This is a genomic window from Curtobacterium poinsettiae (assembly GCF_025677645.1).
Lineage (GTDB): Bacteria > Actinomycetota > Actinomycetes > Actinomycetales > Microbacteriaceae > Curtobacterium > Curtobacterium poinsettiae_A.
Genome location: NZ_CP106879.1, coordinates 1,592,551 through 1,606,250, shown reverse-complemented (window position 1 = coordinate 1,606,250; position 13,700 = coordinate 1,592,551). Strand labels below are relative to the sequence as shown.

The following is a 13,700-nucleotide window of genomic DNA, read 5'->3' as shown; positions in this document are numbered from 1 at the left end:
ACGGGCGGGCCCGGAGCACGCGGCTCGCTCGGCATGCCCGGCGCCCCCGGCATGCCCGGCTCGGTCGGCGTCCCGGCGCAGCCGATCACCCTGCGCGTCGGGGAGCACGGCGCCTCGGCCACCGGGTCGCTGTACGAGCGGATCGGCGGCGCCCCCACCTTCGACCGGCTCGTCCGGCGCTTCTACGAGGGCGTGCAGCTGGACGAGGTCATCTGGCCGATGTACCCGGCGGACGACCTCGAGGGTGCGATCTGGCGCCTCTCCGCCTTCCTGCAGCAGTACTGGGGCGGCCCCGGCACCTACAGCGAGCAGCGCGGACACCCTCGCCTGCGGATGCGGCACAACCCGTTCCGCATCACGTCCGAGGCCCGGGAACGCTGGCTCCACCACATGCACGAGGCGGTCGGGTCGCTCGAGCTCGCGCCCCTCGACGAAGCCGAGCTCTGGGGCTACCTCGACCGCGCTGCCCACGCGATGACGAACACCTTCGACTGACGCGCGCCCGGCGCGACGCCGGCGTGCAGTGATCGTCACGAGCGGCGGACGGGAGGCCCGTGGCGGCGCCGCCACGGGCCTCCCGTCCCCCTGTCCGCGTTCTCGTGCCCGCGGGACGCCGCGTCTTCGGGCAGCGCGGTCAGCGCACGGACGAGCCGGAGGCGAGGTCCTCGAGCAGGGACGGCCGCGACGGCCGCCAGCCGAAGGCTGACCGGGCGTGTGCACCGGACGCCTCCTGGTGCAGCAGCAGGGCGTCGGCGAAGTCCCGCCCGAGCCGTTCGCGGCTCGCGTCGACGCTCTCGGCGACGACCGGTGCACCGTGGGCCCCGGCCTCGGCGATCTGGCGGACGGTCGGGTTGTCGCCGGTCGCGGCGACGATGTACCCGTCGGGCTCGCCGCGGTGCAGCGCGAGGACGTAGAGCTCGCCGAGGTCGTCGACGTGCACCGTCGTCCACCGCTGCGAGCCGTCGCCCACCAGCCGCACCGGCTGCTCGCCGTCGCTGACGAACATCGCCGGGATGCCGGCGCCGCGCCCGTAGACGATGCCAGGGGCGACGATGGTGCTCCGCACGTCGCTCCCCCGCAGCAGGGCCTCGTTCGGCCCGCGCCAGGCGGTCAAGGCCGGCGGGTCGATCGGCGACTGCTCGGAGATGTCCGTCGAGTCGCCGAAGGTGAAGATCCCGCCGGTGTGCACGAACGGCTTCGGTGTGCCGGCCAGGGCACCGATCGCGGTGCGGATGAAGTCCGGGTCGACGCCGGGCGCCGATGCCGTGTGGACCACGCCGTCGCTCTCGTGCAGCAGGCGTTCGACGACGTCGGTGTCGGTGACGTCGCCGACCAGGGCCCGGCCACCGGCGTCACGGACCTGCTTGGCCTTCTCGTCGGAGCGGACGAGCGCGGTGACCTCGTCGCCGTGGGCCACGAGGGAGCGGAGGACGGAGGAGCCGATGTAGCCGGACGCACCGGTGAGGAAGACGTGCATGCCGCCAGCCAACCACGGCGACCGGGCGGCGTCGCGGTCGCCGTCGTCGTCGCAGCAGCCGTCGTCGTCGTCGTCGCTACGAGCTCAGGGTCCAGGCGCGGCGCTTCACGAGCACGTGGCCGCGCGAGGTCGTGAGTCGGCTCCACGGGCCCGTCTCGAACAGGCGGACCGGGTCGTGCCCGAGGAACCCGAGACTCTCGCCCGCGAAACCCGCACCTGCGGGCAGGTGCTCGACGCCGGGGACCGGTCGGCCCCAGACCTCGGCACGGATCCGCCGGACGATGGCCTCGCCCGCGTTGGACGGCACGGCGTCGGCGACCTCGGCGATGCCGTCACGGGTGGCCCGGCGGAGGAGTTCCGGTGAGACGTCCGGCAGCGGGACCCAGCCGCCGCGGGGCGGGGAGATGGCCGCCCACGTCACGGTGTGCACCTCGTGCGGCAGCTCGACCTCGATCGGGGTGGCCCGCGTCGGGTCGGCGCCCTCGGCGTGTTCGGCGTCCTGTGCCTCGGCCAGCAGGCGGAGGCGCTCGAGGAGCGACTGCAGCGGGACCACGGTGTCGATCGACGCGGGCTCGGTGAGCGAGAACGTGCGCAGCCCGAGCACCGTCGGCAGTTCGTCGAGCAGCCCGAGCGGGTAGAGGATCGCCGTGTAGACGGCCAGGACGCCGGAATCGGCGATGAGCCGGACCGAGCCGTCCTCGATCCGAGCGGCACGTCCGAGGTACGTGCGGAGGTCACCGAGTGAGGCGGCGTCGGGAAGCGTGAACGAGTTGCCCATGTCGTGCCCGATCCTACCGGCCATCGGGACCGCTCAGCCTGGGCGCGGCGACCTGCGACGGCGGCGGGCAGCCGTTCGTAGACTGCACAGCGTGAACGGCGAACCCGACTTCCTGCGGACCCTGCGACTCGAGGACACCGGCGCGAGCACGGGCGAGACGATCCTGACGGGCGCCAGCCACTGGTCACCCGGTGGACGGGTGTTCGGCGGCCAGGTGTTGGCGCAGTGCATCGTCGCCGCGCAGCGCACGATCGAGGGACGCGACGTCCACTCGATGCACGGCTACTTCCTGCGGCCCGGCGACATCGACGTGCCGATCACCTTCGGCGTGGAGCGCATCCACGACGGCCGGTCGTTCGCGGCCCGTCGCGTGCAGGCGTACCAGCGCGGTGTCCCGATCTTCTCGATGATCGCGTCGTTCCAGGTGCCGGACACCGGCATCGAGCACCAGGACCCGTACCCGGTGGACACCCCGGACCCCGAGTCCCTGCCGTCGGCCGCGTCGATCCTGTCCGCGATCGACCACCCGGTCGCACGTGCCTGGGCCGCGCGGTCCGTCGACCTGCGACACGTCGAGGGCCCGGTGTTCGTCGACGTGCAGGGCGAACACGTGCCGCACCAGGCGGTCTGGTTCCGGGTGCAGGGCGACCTGCCCGAGGACCCGGCGCTCCACCGAGCCGTGCTCGGGTACGCGAGCGACCTGTCGATCCTCGAGCCGATCATGCGGCGGCACGGCGTCGCCTGGGGCACCCCGGGGGTCAAGAGCGCGAGCCTCGACCACGCCATGTGGTGGCACCGCGACGGTCGCGCGGACGAGTGGATCCTGTACACGCAGGAGTCCCCGAGCGCACAGGGCGGACGGGGACTCGCGTTCGGGCGGATGTTCTCCCGTGACGGCACGCTGCTGGCCACCGTCGCCCAGGAGGGCATGATGCGGGTGCCTACGGCCGGCTGAACTGCACCGGTTCCTCGAGGTAGCGCTCGCACGCGGCACGCTCGGTGTCGGTCAGCCGACGAGGACGGTTCGTCGCCGCGTCGACCATCACGAGTGCCGTCGTCGCCCGGGTGTACAGCACGGCGGGGTGCTGTCCCACCGGCGACCAGACCTCGTACGAGACGTCGATGCTCGCACCCCCGAGCCGCCCGATCCACATCTGGATGTCCAGCGGCTGACGGAGGTACGGGATCGATTCCAGGTACTCGAGGCGCTGGCCGGCGATCACCGTCATGGTGCCGGAACCGGGCCGACCGTCGATGATCGGCTCGGGCAGGTCGCCGTCGGGGTCCTCGCCAGGGTCGGCACCCCAGAACCCCACGATGCGCGCCTCCTCGAGGAGGCGCAGCATCGCGGAGTTGTTGACGTGACCGTAGGCGTCGATGTCGCTCCACCGCATGCGGATGGGAGCGTGCAGTCTCGCCACGCGGGTCAGTCGCGGGTGAGCTTGCGGTACGTCGCGCGCCCCGGCTTCGCGGCGTCGGCGCCGAGGCGCTCGATCTTGTTCTCCTCGTACGCCTCGAAGTTGCCCTCGAACCAGTACCAGTTCGGCGTGCCGTCCTCGTTGAGGCCCTCCCACGCCAGGATGTGCGTGGCGATGCGGTCGAGGAACCACCGGTCGTGGGTGATGACCACGGCGCAACCGGGGTACTCGAGCAGGGCGTTCTCGAGGCTGCCGAGCGTCTCGACGTCCAGGTCGTTGGTCGGCTCGTCGAGGAGCAGCAGGTTGCCGCCCTGCTTGAGCGTCAGCGCCAGGTTCAGACGGTTGCGCTCACCACCGGACAGGATGCCGGCGCGCTTCTGCTGGTCCGGGCCCTTGAAGCCGAACTGCGACACGTAGGCGCGAGACGGGATCTCGGTCTTGCCGACCTGGATGTAGTCGAGCCCGTCGGACACGACCTCCCACAGGTTCTTGTTCGGGTCGATGCCGCCACGGGTCTGGTCGACGTAGGAGATCTGGACGGTGTCGCCGATCTTCAGCGTGCCGCCGTCGAGGGGCTCGAGGCCGACGATCGTCTTGAAGAGCGTGGTCTTGCCGACACCGTTCGGGCCGATGACACCGACGATGCCGTTGCGGGGCAGCGTGAACGACAGGTCGCCGATGATGACGCGCTCACCGAACTGCTTGCGCAGGTGCTCCGCGTCGATGACCTGCGAGCCCAGACGCGGGCCGACCGGGATCACGATCTCCTCGAAGTCGAGCTTGCGCGTGCGCTCGGCCTCGGTGACCATCTCCTCGTACCGGGCGAGACGGGCCTTCGACTTCGCCTGACGGCCCTTGGTGTTGCTCCGGACCCAGTCGAGCTCCGAGGACAGGCGCTTCGCCAGCTTGGCGTCCTTCTTGCCCTGGACCTCGAGGCGAGCACGCTTCTTCTCGAGGTAGGTCGAGTAGTTGCCCTCGTACGGGTACAGGCGGCCACGGTCGACCTCGGCGATCCACTGGGCGACGTGGTCCAGGAAGTACCGGTCGTGGGTCACGGCGAGGACAGCACCGTGGTACTGCTGCAGGTGCTGCTCGAGCCAGAGCACGCTCTCGGCGTCGAGGTGGTTGGTGGGCTCGTCGAGGAGGAGCAGGTCGGGCTTCTGGAGCAGCAGCTTGCAGAGCGCGACGCGGCGCTTCTCACCTCCGGACAGGTGGGTGACGAGTTCGTCCCCCGGGGGGCACTGCAGCGCGGCCATGGCCTGCTCGAGCTGGGAGTCGAGGTCCCACGCGTCGGCGGCGTCGATGTCCTCCTGCAGCGTGCCCATCTCGGCCAGGAGCGCGTCGAAGTCGGCGTCCGGCTCGGCCATGAGCGCCGAGATCTCGTTGAAGCGTGCGAGCTTGCCGTGGATCTCGCCCACGCCTTCCTGCACGTTCTCGAGCACGGTCTTGCTCTCGTCGAGCTCCGGCTCCTGCATGAGGATGCCGACGCTGAAGCCCGGCGTGAGCTTCGCCTCGCCGTTGGACGGCTGGTCGAGACCCGCCATGATCTTCAGGATCGTCGACTTACCAGCACCGTTCGGTCCGACGACGCCGATCTTGGCACCGGGGAGGAACGACATCGTGACGTCGTCGAGGATCAGCTTGTCGCCGACCGCCTTGCGGGCGCGGACCATCTGGTAGATGTACTCAGCCATATCGCGCCCAAGTGTAGTGACACCACCGGAGCACCGCTCGCCCGACGCCGGATCGCCGCTTCCCGCACCTGTACGAACAGGCCTGTTGTTCGCGGCAACGACGACGTAGCTTTGGCTCATCCCGCTACCTCGGGCCCGTCGCCCACCACGACGAGGACCAGGATCAGGACCACGGACAGGACGAGGACCATGACCACGCACACGACCACGACCCCGTCGCGGCTCCGCCGCCTCGCGCTCCCCTTCGTCGGAGCGATCGCACTCACCGTCGCACTCATCGCCCCGGTGTCGCCGGCGTCCGCCGCCGGTGCCGTGCCGAAGGGCAACCCGTACCTGCTGTACACGGCGAGCATCAGCGCCAACGGCACGGGGACCGGCTACTCGTCGTACATCAACGTGCACGACGCCCACAACAACGCGTACGCCTTCGGGATCCAGTCGGACAAGGGCTCCCCCGAGAGCAAGGGCAAGCCGCGCTACATCTGGGAGCGCGTGCAGAACGGCAAGTTCACCTACGGCTACCTCGGTCCGGCCACCAACAAGCTCACGCCCATCGGCATGCGCTGGTACAAGAACGACGTCGCGACGATGATCGTGAACCACAAGACGATCGGCACCCTCAAGCTCAACCTCGACGGCCGCCTGTTCTTCAACGCCGAGGCCAACGCACGCCTGAACGGTGACGTCGTGCACTCCACGGTGCAGAACACCCGCATCACGGTGGGCGACCGCAAGTCGAACACCGGCCTGAACGGCAAGTGGGACACGAGTTTCTCGTTCCACGGGCTGAAGGCGAAGCAGACGAACAGCCCGCGGGTGCAGGGCGCCAGCTTCAAGATCGACGGCCGTGTGACCGGTCTGCCCCGCGGCGGCAACTGGGACACCACCCAGGTCTCCGGCATCGCGATGATCGCCCAGAAGTGGTGACCGACGCGACGCGGTGAACCGTCTGCACACCCTGCGGCCTGACCCGCACCCCGACTCCGGTCGGCGTGCGGATCAGGCCGCTTCGGCGTCGGGTGCGTGGTCCTCGAGGGGCGGCGAAGGGTCCCAGGGGGCGGCGTCCTGTTCGAGGACGTGCTCGGACGGCCCCGCCGGCTCCTCGCCGTCACCGAGGGCCGGCGCGCCGTGCAGCCCGTCGACGTCGCCGTCGCCGACGCCGACGCCGACGCCGTCCGGACCGTGCTCGGTCGCCGGTGCGTGGTCGTGCGAACCGTCCGGCACCGCGCCGTGGTCGGACCCGTGCCCGGCGCCGTGCCCCGCCGGATCGCGGACCTCGCCGGTGCGGGGGTCCACACCGCGCAGGCCACCCTGCCCCGAGGCACCGTCACCGACCTGCCGCGGCACCCGCAGCCAGTTGCTGATCCCCCACGCCAGGTCGTGGCCGATGCCGTCGGCGTCGATCTCGACCGAGGTCCCGCCGCGACCGTCCCGTTCCCACGTGCGGATGCGGACCCGGCCGGCGACGACGATCCGGTCGCCCTTCTTCAGGGACTTGTACACGTTCGACGCGAGCGACCGGAACGCCGTGACGGTGTACCAGTTGGTCGCGCCGTTGACCCAGGCGGCGCTGGCCCGGTCCCAGCGGCGTGAGGGTGACGCGAGTCGGAGACTCGTGATGGCGATGCCGGTCTCGGTGACGAGGTGCCGGGGCTCAGTGGCGACGATTCCGCAGACGGTGATGATGTCGTTCATGCGTCGATCGTCACGGAGCCCGGGGCCACGTCAGCGGCCCCGGGCTCGATCTGTGGCGGGTGGACCCGATCAGGCGACCTGTGGAGGAGGAGTCCCCCGGGCCTCCTGTCCGGACCCGGTCAGTGCGCTCGGAACTCGGGCCGGGCGGCCAACGGTCCGAGCGCCGCGTGGACCGCGCCCTTCGCCGATTCGAGGGACGGGTACGGCCCGCCCGCCCGTCGTCGTCCGTAGAGCTCGACCTGGAACCCGTCCGCCGCGCGGTGGATGCTGCCCACCGCCCCGGCCGGACCGATCGCGACCCAGGTTCCCGTGTTGTCCGTCATGTTCGAACCACCTCCTCGTGGCCCTGCCGCCCCGGGGTCAGGACGCCAGGATGTACTGACTGTAGGCCTTCCGGACCTTGTTCACCTTGGGCAGCGCGACTGCGAGGCAGTAGCCCTGCCCGGGGTTCTTCGCGAAGAAGTCCTGGTGGTACTCCTCGGCCGTGTAGAACGTCGAGAGCGGCTCGATCGTGGTGACGATGCCGCCGTCCCAGATCTCCGACGCCCGCTCGATGGCGCGCTCGAACAGCTCGCGTTGCGCGTCGTCGGCCGGGAACATCGCCGAGCGGTACTGCGTGCCGACGTCGGCCCCCTGGCGGTTCAGCTGCCGGGGGTCGTGCAGCGTGAAGAAGACGTCCAGGATCACGTCGGCCGGGATCACCGACTCGTCGAACGTCACCGCGACTGCCTCGGCGTGCCCGGTCGTCCCGGTGCACACCAGTTCGTAGGAGGGGTCCTCGACCTGTCCGCCGACGTAGCCGGACACCACGTCCTGCACACCCTGGAGTGTGCGGTACACGGCGTCGAGACACCAGAAACATCCACCTGCGAGCACGAACGTGGTCATGGCCACAACCTCCCTGCGGGCCGCTGGTGCAGCCCCTCGTTCCTCCACAACAGTGTGCGCGGAGACCCTGTTCCCCAGGTCGGACGGCGCCCCTCGGCGTGTCGGTGGTCCCCCGTAGCGTCGGAACCACACCGACCAGGAGGCCAGCGATGCAGACCACGACCGAACCCGCCCTGCGGATCCGCACCGTCCCGCTGGCCCGCGCCCGGGGCGACTACCGCATCCTCGACGTCCGCGACGACCTGAGCAGGGTCACCCGGGCCAACGGCGAGATCGTCGGGTACGTCGACCGCATCGACGTCGCCGGTGACACCGCCTACCGTGCCCGCCGGTACGTCGCGACCGAGCGCCGGTTCGTCGAGCTGCCGAGCGTGTGGTCCGCCGACGACGCCGTGGACACCCTGCGCTGGTCTTGATGTTCCACATTGCAATCATCTGCACCGGGATGCACGGAACGCCGCCCGGCCTCCCCGACGCCTGACCGTTCCGTGGGTATGGTGCGCGCATGGACTGGTGGAACGACCTGACCGACTGGACTTCGTCCGACACGGGGTGGCGGGTGCTCTCGGGCGCTGTGATCCCCTTCGTCGCCATCGTCGTGGCGGGTGTCATCGCAGCGCTCATCGGGCGCAGCGCGACCAAGCGGGTCGTGGCGCTGCAGGAGCGGGAATCGAAGAACGCGGCGGTTGCCGCGATCCTGACGGCTGCGCGCAAGGCAGCGGCGTGGGGATCGCTCGGGCACGACGAGCGGGCCTACGCGGACCACCTCGCCGAGGATGCCGACATCCGGCTGCGCCTGCTCCCCGTGCAGGGTTCGCCGCTGGCCGCCAACTGGGCCCAGCACGAGATCGCCGACATCAAGAAGAACTCGTCGACGTTCAGCTTCCAGGCAGACCAGTCCCTCGCCGAGTTCCGTGACCGCCTGCTCGACTGGCAGGCACGACCGAGCCGTGCGCGCAAGCTCTTCAAGGCCGACCTCGAGCGCTGGAAGTTCGAGTCCCCGGATCCCGACGCCGACCTGATCAAGCGTCAGCAGGACTGGAACGCCGACCAGGCCGAACCCACTCGTGCGCAGGCGCAGGCAAAGACGCCGACACCGGCGCCGGCTGCTCCCGCCGAGCGTCCCACCCCGACGACGACCTCGCTGCGTCCGGCCCAGCGCCCCGCGTCCGCACCCTCGACTCCTCCGGCGCCGGCCGCTGCTGCACCCGGTGCTGCGTCAGCCGGTGCTGCCGGCGGGACGACCCCGTCGTTCTCCGTGAACCGTGGCGCGGGCACGAACCCGAACCGCGGCAGCGCCGACCCGAACGCCACGCGCTCCTTCGGTGACAACACCACCCGCGTCTACGGCGACGACGAGGCTGCACCCCCGGTCCGTCCGGCGCTCGGCACCCCGACCTCGCCCGCCCGCTCCGTCCAGGGCCGCGGCACGGACGACACCGAGGTCGTGGGCGACGACAGCGCCACGCGGGCCTTCGGCGACGCGAGCGCCACTCGCGCGTCCGGCGACGCCGGCGCCACCCGCGCCTTCGGTGACACCGACCGCGGACCGCGGACCGACCGTCCGTCCTCGTCCGATCGCCCCGTCGCGACGCCCACCGCAGCCGACGCGCACGTCAACCGGGCGCCCGCGAACGACGTCCCGCCCGCATCGGCACCGCGGGTCGACTCCCCCGGCGCGACGACCACCACGTCCGTCCCGACGCGGCTCAACCAGGCCCCCGCCGAGCCGGCCGACGCGAACGAGACCTCCGAGGCGCCGTACACGCAGCCGATCAGCGCCGCCGAACTCCGACGCCGCGCCGCGGACGACGACGAGTAACCACCCCACGACGAGAACGGGGCCGCCATCCGGAGAGGATGGCGGCCCCGTTCGTCTTCGGCGCCCCCGGCAGGAATCGAACCCGCGGCACGGTGGGTAGAAACCACCTGCTCTATCCACTGAGCTACGGAGGCGAGCAGCGTCGATTGTAGCGGCGAGCGGCCATCGGACGCTCGATGCACGCCCCGCCGCGTCGCGGTGACGGGGCTCGGCGGTCGCTCAACGGTCGGCCGCCGTCTGCCGTCCGTTCTCCTCCGGGACACCCGCGCTTCGTAGCGTCCGGAGCATGCGCACCACCGGTTCCGTCCTCGCCGTCGTGCCCGCACGTGCCGGGTCGAAGGGGATCCCCGGCAAGAACCTCCGCACGGTCGCGGGTCGTTCGCTGGTCCGTCGGGCGGTCGAGTCGGCACGACGTGCCACGCGCATCGACCAGGTGGTCGTCACGACCGACGGCGACGCCATCGCCGCCGAGGCGGTCGCTGCCGGTGCCGCCGTGGTCCGCCGTCCGCCCGAGCTCGCCGGCGACGAGGCGTCATCGGAGTCCGCCCTGCTGCACGTCCTCGACGCGATGAGCACCCCGCTGCCCGAGGTCCTCGTCTTCCTGCAGGCGACCTCGCCGTTCATCGACCCGGCCGACCTCGACGCCGCCGTCGCGCGCGTGGTCGACGGGCACGCCGACGCGGTGTTCGCGGCCGCTCCGTCACACGCGTTCCTGTGGCGGACCGCCCCGGACGGCACGGCGGTCGCGGTGAACCACGACGCGGCGACCAGGCCCCGTCGGCAGGACCGCGAGCCCGAGTACCGCGAGACCGGCGCCTTCTACGTGATGCGGACGGCGGGGTTCCTCGAGAACCGACACCGGTTCCACGGCCGCGTCGAGTTGGCCGTCGTCGACGGTGCCGGCGCGATCGACATCGACGACGAGGCAGACCTGGCCCTCGCCGAAGCCCTCGCCGAAGCGCCCGGCGAAGCGCCCGGCGAAGCGCCCGGCGAAGCGCCCGGCGAAGCGCCCGGCGCGCCGACCGACGCACGCGTCGGCGCCCCGGCACCAGCACCCACGACGACCCGAGACCCATCCCCGACGCGGGCCACGCCCGCACCGAACGGAGCACCATGACCGTCACCATCGGTACGTCCACGATCGGCGCGGGCCACCCCGCGTACCTCATCGGCGAGATCGGCCTCAACCACAACGGCGACGTCGACATCGCGAAGCAGCTCATCGACGTCGCCGCCGACGCGGGCCTGCAGGCCGTGAAGTTCCAGAAGCGCACCCCCGCGATCTCCACGCCGGAGCACATGAAGAACACCCCGCGCAGCACCCCGTGGGGCGACATGACCTACCTGGAGTACCGCTACCGCGTCGAGTTCGACCGCGACCAGTACATCGAGATCGGTGACCACGCGACCCTCCGCGGCCTCGACTGGTTCGCGTCGCCGTGGGACGAGCCGTCCGTCGACTTCCTCGAGGACCTCAACGTCGTCGCCTACAAGATCGCCTCGGCGTCCGTCACCGACCTCGGCATGCTCGCCGCCGTCGCCGCGACCGGCAAGCCCGTCATCCTGTCGACCGGCATGTCCACGCTCGAGCAGATCGACGCCGCCGTCGAGGCCCTCGATACCGACCGCCTCGTCCTCATGCACGCGACATCGACCTACCCGCTGCCGGCCGAGGAGGCGAACCTCCGCATGATCGACACCCTCGCCCACCGCTACGCGGGCGTCCCCGTCGGCTACTCCGGCCACGAGCCCGGCCTGCAGATCTCCATCGCCGCCGTCGCCCTCGGTGCAACGGCCGTCGAACGGCACATCACGCTCGACCGCACGATGTGGGGCTCCGACCACGCCGCGTCGCTCGAACCGCACGGCCTGCAGACGCTCGCGCGAGACATCCGCATCATCGAGACCGCGCTCGGCGACGGCGTCAAGAGGATCTTCCCCGGCGAGCAGGCACCGCTCGCGAAGCTGCGACGCGTCGGCGCGTGAGCGGATGCAGTCCCCATCCGACCGCCGGCGAGCAGGCACCGCTCGCGAAGCTGCGTCGCGTCGGCGCGTGAGCGGATGCAGTCCCCATCCGACCGCCGGCGAGCAGGCACCGCTCGCGAAGCTGCGTCGCGTCGGCGCGTGAGCGGAGCGCGCGTGAGCGGAGCGCACGTGCGCGGAGCGCACCCGAGCGGAGCGCACCTGAGCGGCCCGGTCGACGGGACCGGTGCCCTGGACGGGCCGGGTGACGGCGGCGGGTCGACAGACGGACTGGAGGCGCGCCTCCCGTCCGACGCGTCACCACGCGTCCGACGCGTGGTCGGCCTGGTCGACACCGACTCGTTCGCCAAGTGGGGCGCCCACCTGCTGTCGAGCGCCCCGGCGGACTGGGATCTAGAGCTCCGCACCGTGGCGACTCCGCGGTCGGCGAGTCCGGAGCAGCTGCGGTCGGCGTTCCGCGGGCTGGACGGGCGGCTCGCCCACCTGCACCGCGACCCACCCGCTCCGAAGGACGTCGACGCCGTCGTCGAGGAGCTCCGACGGGACCCGCCGGACGCCGTCCTGGTGTCGTTGATCGGACCGGTCGCCGAACTCGTGATCGATGAGGTGCACCGGCGGATCCCGGATCGGCCGGTACTGGTGTCGGGGCTGCCGGGGATCTCGTTCCCGTCGAAGTGGAAGGGCATCTTCTTCCGCGCCCGGGCCGACCTGTTCGTGCTGCACAGCCACCGTGAGGTCCGCGCGTACGAGGAGATGGCTCGCGATGGCGGCGTCGAGCCGCACTTCGCACTCGCCACGCTGCCGTTCGCACGCGGCGCGGGCGGTGTCGGCTCGACGGGCGCGACCGTCCGCGACTCCGTCGTCTTCGCGGCGCAGCCGAGCGTGCCGTTCGAGCGGGCCGACCGGGCCCTCGTCGTGCGGTGGCTCGTCGGTACGGCGCGGGCGCACCCGGAGTGGCGCGTCGTCATCAAGACGCGCGCTGCGGCCGGCGAGCACCAGACGCACCGCGAGGAGCACCCGTACCCGGACCTGGTGCCCGCGGACGCGCCGACCAACCTCGTGGTGGAGAGCGGGCCGATGGCCGAACACCTCGACCGGGCGGTGGCACTCGTGACGATCAGCTCGACCGCGGTGCTCGAGGCTGCGGCCCGGGGCGTCCCCGCGCTCACGCTGACCGACTTCGGCATCGGGCGGCACCTGATCAACGAGGTGTTCGTGGGGAGCGGCCTCGAGGGTGACGCCGTCGACCTGGTCGACGGACGGTTCGGCGTCGTCCGGCCGGAGTGGATGCGGGACAACTACTTCCACCCGGCCTCGGAGGACGACTGGCAGCACCGGCTGGTGGAGCTCATGGCCCGACGGGACGCCGGGAACTTGATGGACCGGGCGCCGGCTCGGCGGAGTCGCGGTGGGCTGCTGCGTCGTGCGTGGGAGCGGAAGAACGCCCTCGGTGGGGCCGATCGCAGCCCGCTCGGGTGGGTGGCACTGGGCATCGGGGCACCGATCAGGGGCGCCAAGCGGCTGGCAAGACGCGTGCGGGCGCTGGTCGATCCGCCGGAACCCGTCGTGGTGGCGGCGCCGACGTCGCAGCGCGCGGGGACTCGCGCCGCTGTGCCTGCGCCGGGGGCCGCCGCAGGCACGGCCGCGAGGCCCGCGGCTGCCGCTGCGGCGGACGCTCGCTCAGAGCGCCCTGGCCACCGCGAGCAGGAGTTGGTCGCGGGTCGGGACGCCGGGTGAACGGAAGACCTCGGTGCCGTCGTCCTGCCGCACGATGATCGTGGGCGTGGATCGGATACCGAGGTCTTCCGCGTCGTCGGGGTGTGCTGCCACGTCGCGTTCGGTCACGGTGAGCCCGGGGACGAGCGCCGAGGCCTCGGCCGACACCCGGCGGGCGGCGGCACACGGCGCACAGAAGGCGGACGTCCAGAGGTCGAGCTGCATGTGG

16 protein-coding genes and 1 tRNA gene are annotated in these 13,700 nt (G+C 71.6%); 8 read left to right on the top strand and 9 right to left on the bottom strand.

Going from position 1 to position 13,700, the window contains the following annotated elements:
* Positions 1-33: 33 nt before the first annotated feature.
* A complete protein-coding gene (locus OE229_RS07840) occupies positions 34-495 on the top strand; it encodes a globin (RefSeq protein WP_262140116.1) in 462 nt (153 codons plus the stop codon).
* 139 nt (positions 496-634) lie between these two features.
* Here OE229_RS07840 and OE229_RS07835 read toward each other — a convergent pair whose 3' ends face one another.
* Positions 635-1,477, bottom strand: a complete 843-nt coding sequence (locus OE229_RS07835) for an NAD-dependent epimerase/dehydratase family protein (protein ID WP_262137310.1) — start codon at positions 1,475-1,477, stop codon at positions 635-637.
* A gap of 76 nt (positions 1,478-1,553) precedes the next feature.
* Complete coding sequence (locus OE229_RS07830) at positions 1,554-2,255, bottom strand: hypothetical protein (protein ID WP_071405518.1); 702 nt, start codon at positions 2,253-2,255, stop codon at positions 1,554-1,556.
* A 91-nt stretch (positions 2,256-2,346) separates the two neighbouring features.
* Here OE229_RS07830 and OE229_RS07825 point away from each other — a divergent pair, with 91 nt between their 5' ends.
* On the top strand, positions 2,347-3,210 hold the full coding sequence (locus OE229_RS07825; RefSeq protein ID WP_262137309.1) for an acyl-CoA thioesterase: 864 nt from the start codon (positions 2,347-2,349) through the stop codon (positions 3,208-3,210).
* Here the strand turns inward: OE229_RS07825 and OE229_RS07820 are convergent.
* Together OE229_RS07820 and ettA are read right to left on the bottom strand one after the other, a co-directional pair.
* Positions 3,197-3,649 (bottom strand): acyl-CoA thioesterase, encoded by a 453-nt coding sequence (locus tag OE229_RS07820; RefSeq protein WP_259580936.1) that lies wholly within the window; start codon positions 3,647-3,649, stop codon positions 3,197-3,199. The genes OE229_RS07825 and OE229_RS07820 overlap by 14 nt on opposite strands.
* Positions 3,650-3,681: 32 nt before the next feature.
* The gene (gene ettA, locus OE229_RS07815; RefSeq protein WP_071405516.1) at positions 3,682-5,367 is read right to left on the bottom strand and encodes an energy-dependent translational throttle protein EttA; all 1,686 of its coding nucleotides are present in this window, start codon (positions 5,365-5,367) and stop codon (positions 3,682-3,684) included.
* 189 nt (positions 5,368-5,556) lie between these two features.
* On the opposite strand from ettA, the gene OE229_RS07810 reads away from it, so the two are divergent.
* Positions 5,557-6,294, top strand: a complete 738-nt coding sequence (locus tag OE229_RS07810; RefSeq protein ID WP_262137307.1) for a hypothetical protein — start codon at positions 5,557-5,559, stop codon at positions 6,292-6,294.
* Positions 6,295-6,366: 72 nt separating this feature from the next.
* Here OE229_RS07810 and OE229_RS07805 read toward each other — a convergent pair whose 3' ends face one another.
* The 3 genes from OE229_RS07805 to msrA form a co-directional block, all read right to left on the bottom strand.
* The gene (locus tag OE229_RS07805) at positions 6,367-7,062 is read right to left on the bottom strand and encodes a single-stranded DNA-binding protein (protein ID WP_262137305.1); all 696 of its coding nucleotides are present in this window, start codon (positions 7,060-7,062) and stop codon (positions 6,367-6,369) included.
* A gap of 119 nt (positions 7,063-7,181) precedes the next feature.
* Positions 7,182-7,385 carry a hypothetical protein gene (locus OE229_RS07800; protein ID WP_027464651.1) on the bottom strand — a complete coding sequence of 68 codons (204 nt, stop codon included), beginning with the start codon at positions 7,383-7,385 and terminating at the stop codon, positions 7,182-7,184.
* Positions 7,386-7,422: 37 nt separating this feature from the next.
* Positions 7,423-7,950, bottom strand: a complete 528-nt coding sequence (gene msrA / locus OE229_RS07795; protein ID WP_209133472.1) for a peptide-methionine (S)-S-oxide reductase MsrA — start codon at positions 7,948-7,950, stop codon at positions 7,423-7,425.
* 149 nt (positions 7,951-8,099) lie between these two features.
* Here msrA and OE229_RS07790 point away from each other — a divergent pair, with 149 nt between their 5' ends.
* Complete coding sequence (locus tag OE229_RS07790) at positions 8,100-8,366, top strand: hypothetical protein (protein WP_182064872.1); 267 nt, start codon at positions 8,100-8,102, stop codon at positions 8,364-8,366.
* 89 nt (positions 8,367-8,455) lie between these two features.
* Positions 8,456-9,772, top strand: a complete 1,317-nt coding sequence (locus OE229_RS07785; RefSeq protein WP_262137303.1) for a hypothetical protein — start codon at positions 8,456-8,458, stop codon at positions 9,770-9,772.
* A 61-nt stretch (positions 9,773-9,833) separates the two neighbouring features.
* Here OE229_RS07785 and OE229_RS07780 read toward each other — a convergent pair.
* Positions 9,834-9,906, bottom strand: a tRNA-Arg gene (locus tag OE229_RS07780).
* 152 nt (positions 9,907-10,058) lie between these two features.
* On the opposite strand from OE229_RS07780, the gene OE229_RS07775 reads away from it, so the two are divergent.
* The 3 genes from OE229_RS07775 to OE229_RS07765 all read left to right on the top strand — a co-directional run bounded on the left by OE229_RS07775 (position 10,059) and on the right by OE229_RS07765 (position 13,492).
* The gene (locus OE229_RS07775; protein ID WP_262137301.1) at positions 10,059-10,889 is read left to right on the top strand and encodes an acylneuraminate cytidylyltransferase family protein; all 831 of its coding nucleotides are present in this window, start codon (positions 10,059-10,061) and stop codon (positions 10,887-10,889) included.
* Positions 10,886-11,758, top strand: coding sequence for an N-acetylneuraminate synthase family protein (locus tag OE229_RS07770; protein WP_262137299.1), 873 nt, complete (start codon positions 10,886-10,888; stop codon positions 11,756-11,758). Before OE229_RS07775 ends, OE229_RS07770 begins: the two co-directional genes overlap by 4 nt.
* A gap of 153 nt (positions 11,759-11,911) precedes the next feature.
* Complete coding sequence (locus OE229_RS07765) at positions 11,912-13,492, top strand: DUF6716 putative glycosyltransferase (protein WP_263345199.1); 1,581 nt, start codon at positions 11,912-11,914, stop codon at positions 13,490-13,492.
* On the opposite strand, the gene OE229_RS07760 is transcribed toward OE229_RS07765, so the two are convergent.
* Positions 13,436-13,696: a thioredoxin family protein gene (locus tag OE229_RS07760; RefSeq protein ID WP_110859168.1), complete on the bottom strand. Its 261-nt coding sequence runs from the start codon at positions 13,694-13,696 to the stop codon at positions 13,436-13,438. The genes OE229_RS07765 and OE229_RS07760 overlap by 57 nt on opposite strands.
* Between the last annotated feature and the right edge of the window lie 4 nt (positions 13,697-13,700).

Coding starts and splice junctions, on each gene's coding strand:
- OE229_RS07800 (WP_027464651.1), bottom strand. CDS start 7,385: ATGACGGACAACACGGGAACCTGGGTCGCGATCGGTCCGGCCGGGGCG.
- OE229_RS07785 (WP_262137303.1), top strand. CDS start 8,456: ATGGACTGGTGGAACGACCTGACCGACTGGACTTCGTCCGACACGGGG.
- ettA (WP_071405516.1), bottom strand. CDS start 5,367: ATGGCTGAGTACATCTACCAGATGGTCCGCGCCCGCAAGGCGGTCGGC.
- OE229_RS07770 (WP_262137299.1), top strand. CDS start 10,886: ATGACCGTCACCATCGGTACGTCCACGATCGGCGCGGGCCACCCCGCG.
- OE229_RS07775 (WP_262137301.1), top strand. CDS start 10,059: ATGCGCACCACCGGTTCCGTCCTCGCCGTCGTGCCCGCACGTGCCGGG.
- OE229_RS07840 (WP_262140116.1), top strand. CDS start 34: ATGCCCGGCGCCCCCGGCATGCCCGGCTCGGTCGGCGTCCCGGCGCAG.
- msrA (WP_209133472.1), bottom strand. CDS start 7,950: ATGACCACGTTCGTGCTCGCAGGTGGATGTTTCTGGTGTCTCGACGCC.
- OE229_RS07835 (WP_262137310.1), bottom strand. CDS start 1,477: ATGCACGTCTTCCTCACCGGTGCGTCCGGCTACATCGGCTCCTCCGTC.
- OE229_RS07790 (WP_182064872.1), top strand. CDS start 8,100: ATGCAGACCACGACCGAACCCGCCCTGCGGATCCGCACCGTCCCGCTG.
- OE229_RS07820 (WP_259580936.1), bottom strand. CDS start 3,649: ATGCGGTGGAGCGACATCGACGCCTACGGTCACGTCAACAACTCCGCG.
- OE229_RS07810 (WP_262137307.1), top strand. CDS start 5,557: ATGACCACGCACACGACCACGACCCCGTCGCGGCTCCGCCGCCTCGCG.
- OE229_RS07830 (WP_071405518.1), bottom strand. CDS start 2,255: ATGGGCAACTCGTTCACGCTTCCCGACGCCGCCTCACTCGGTGACCTC.
- OE229_RS07760 (WP_110859168.1), bottom strand. CDS start 13,696: ATGCAGCTCGACCTCTGGACGTCCGCCTTCTGTGCGCCGTGTGCCGCC.
- OE229_RS07805 (WP_262137305.1), bottom strand. CDS start 7,062: ATGAACGACATCATCACCGTCTGCGGAATCGTCGCCACTGAGCCCCGG.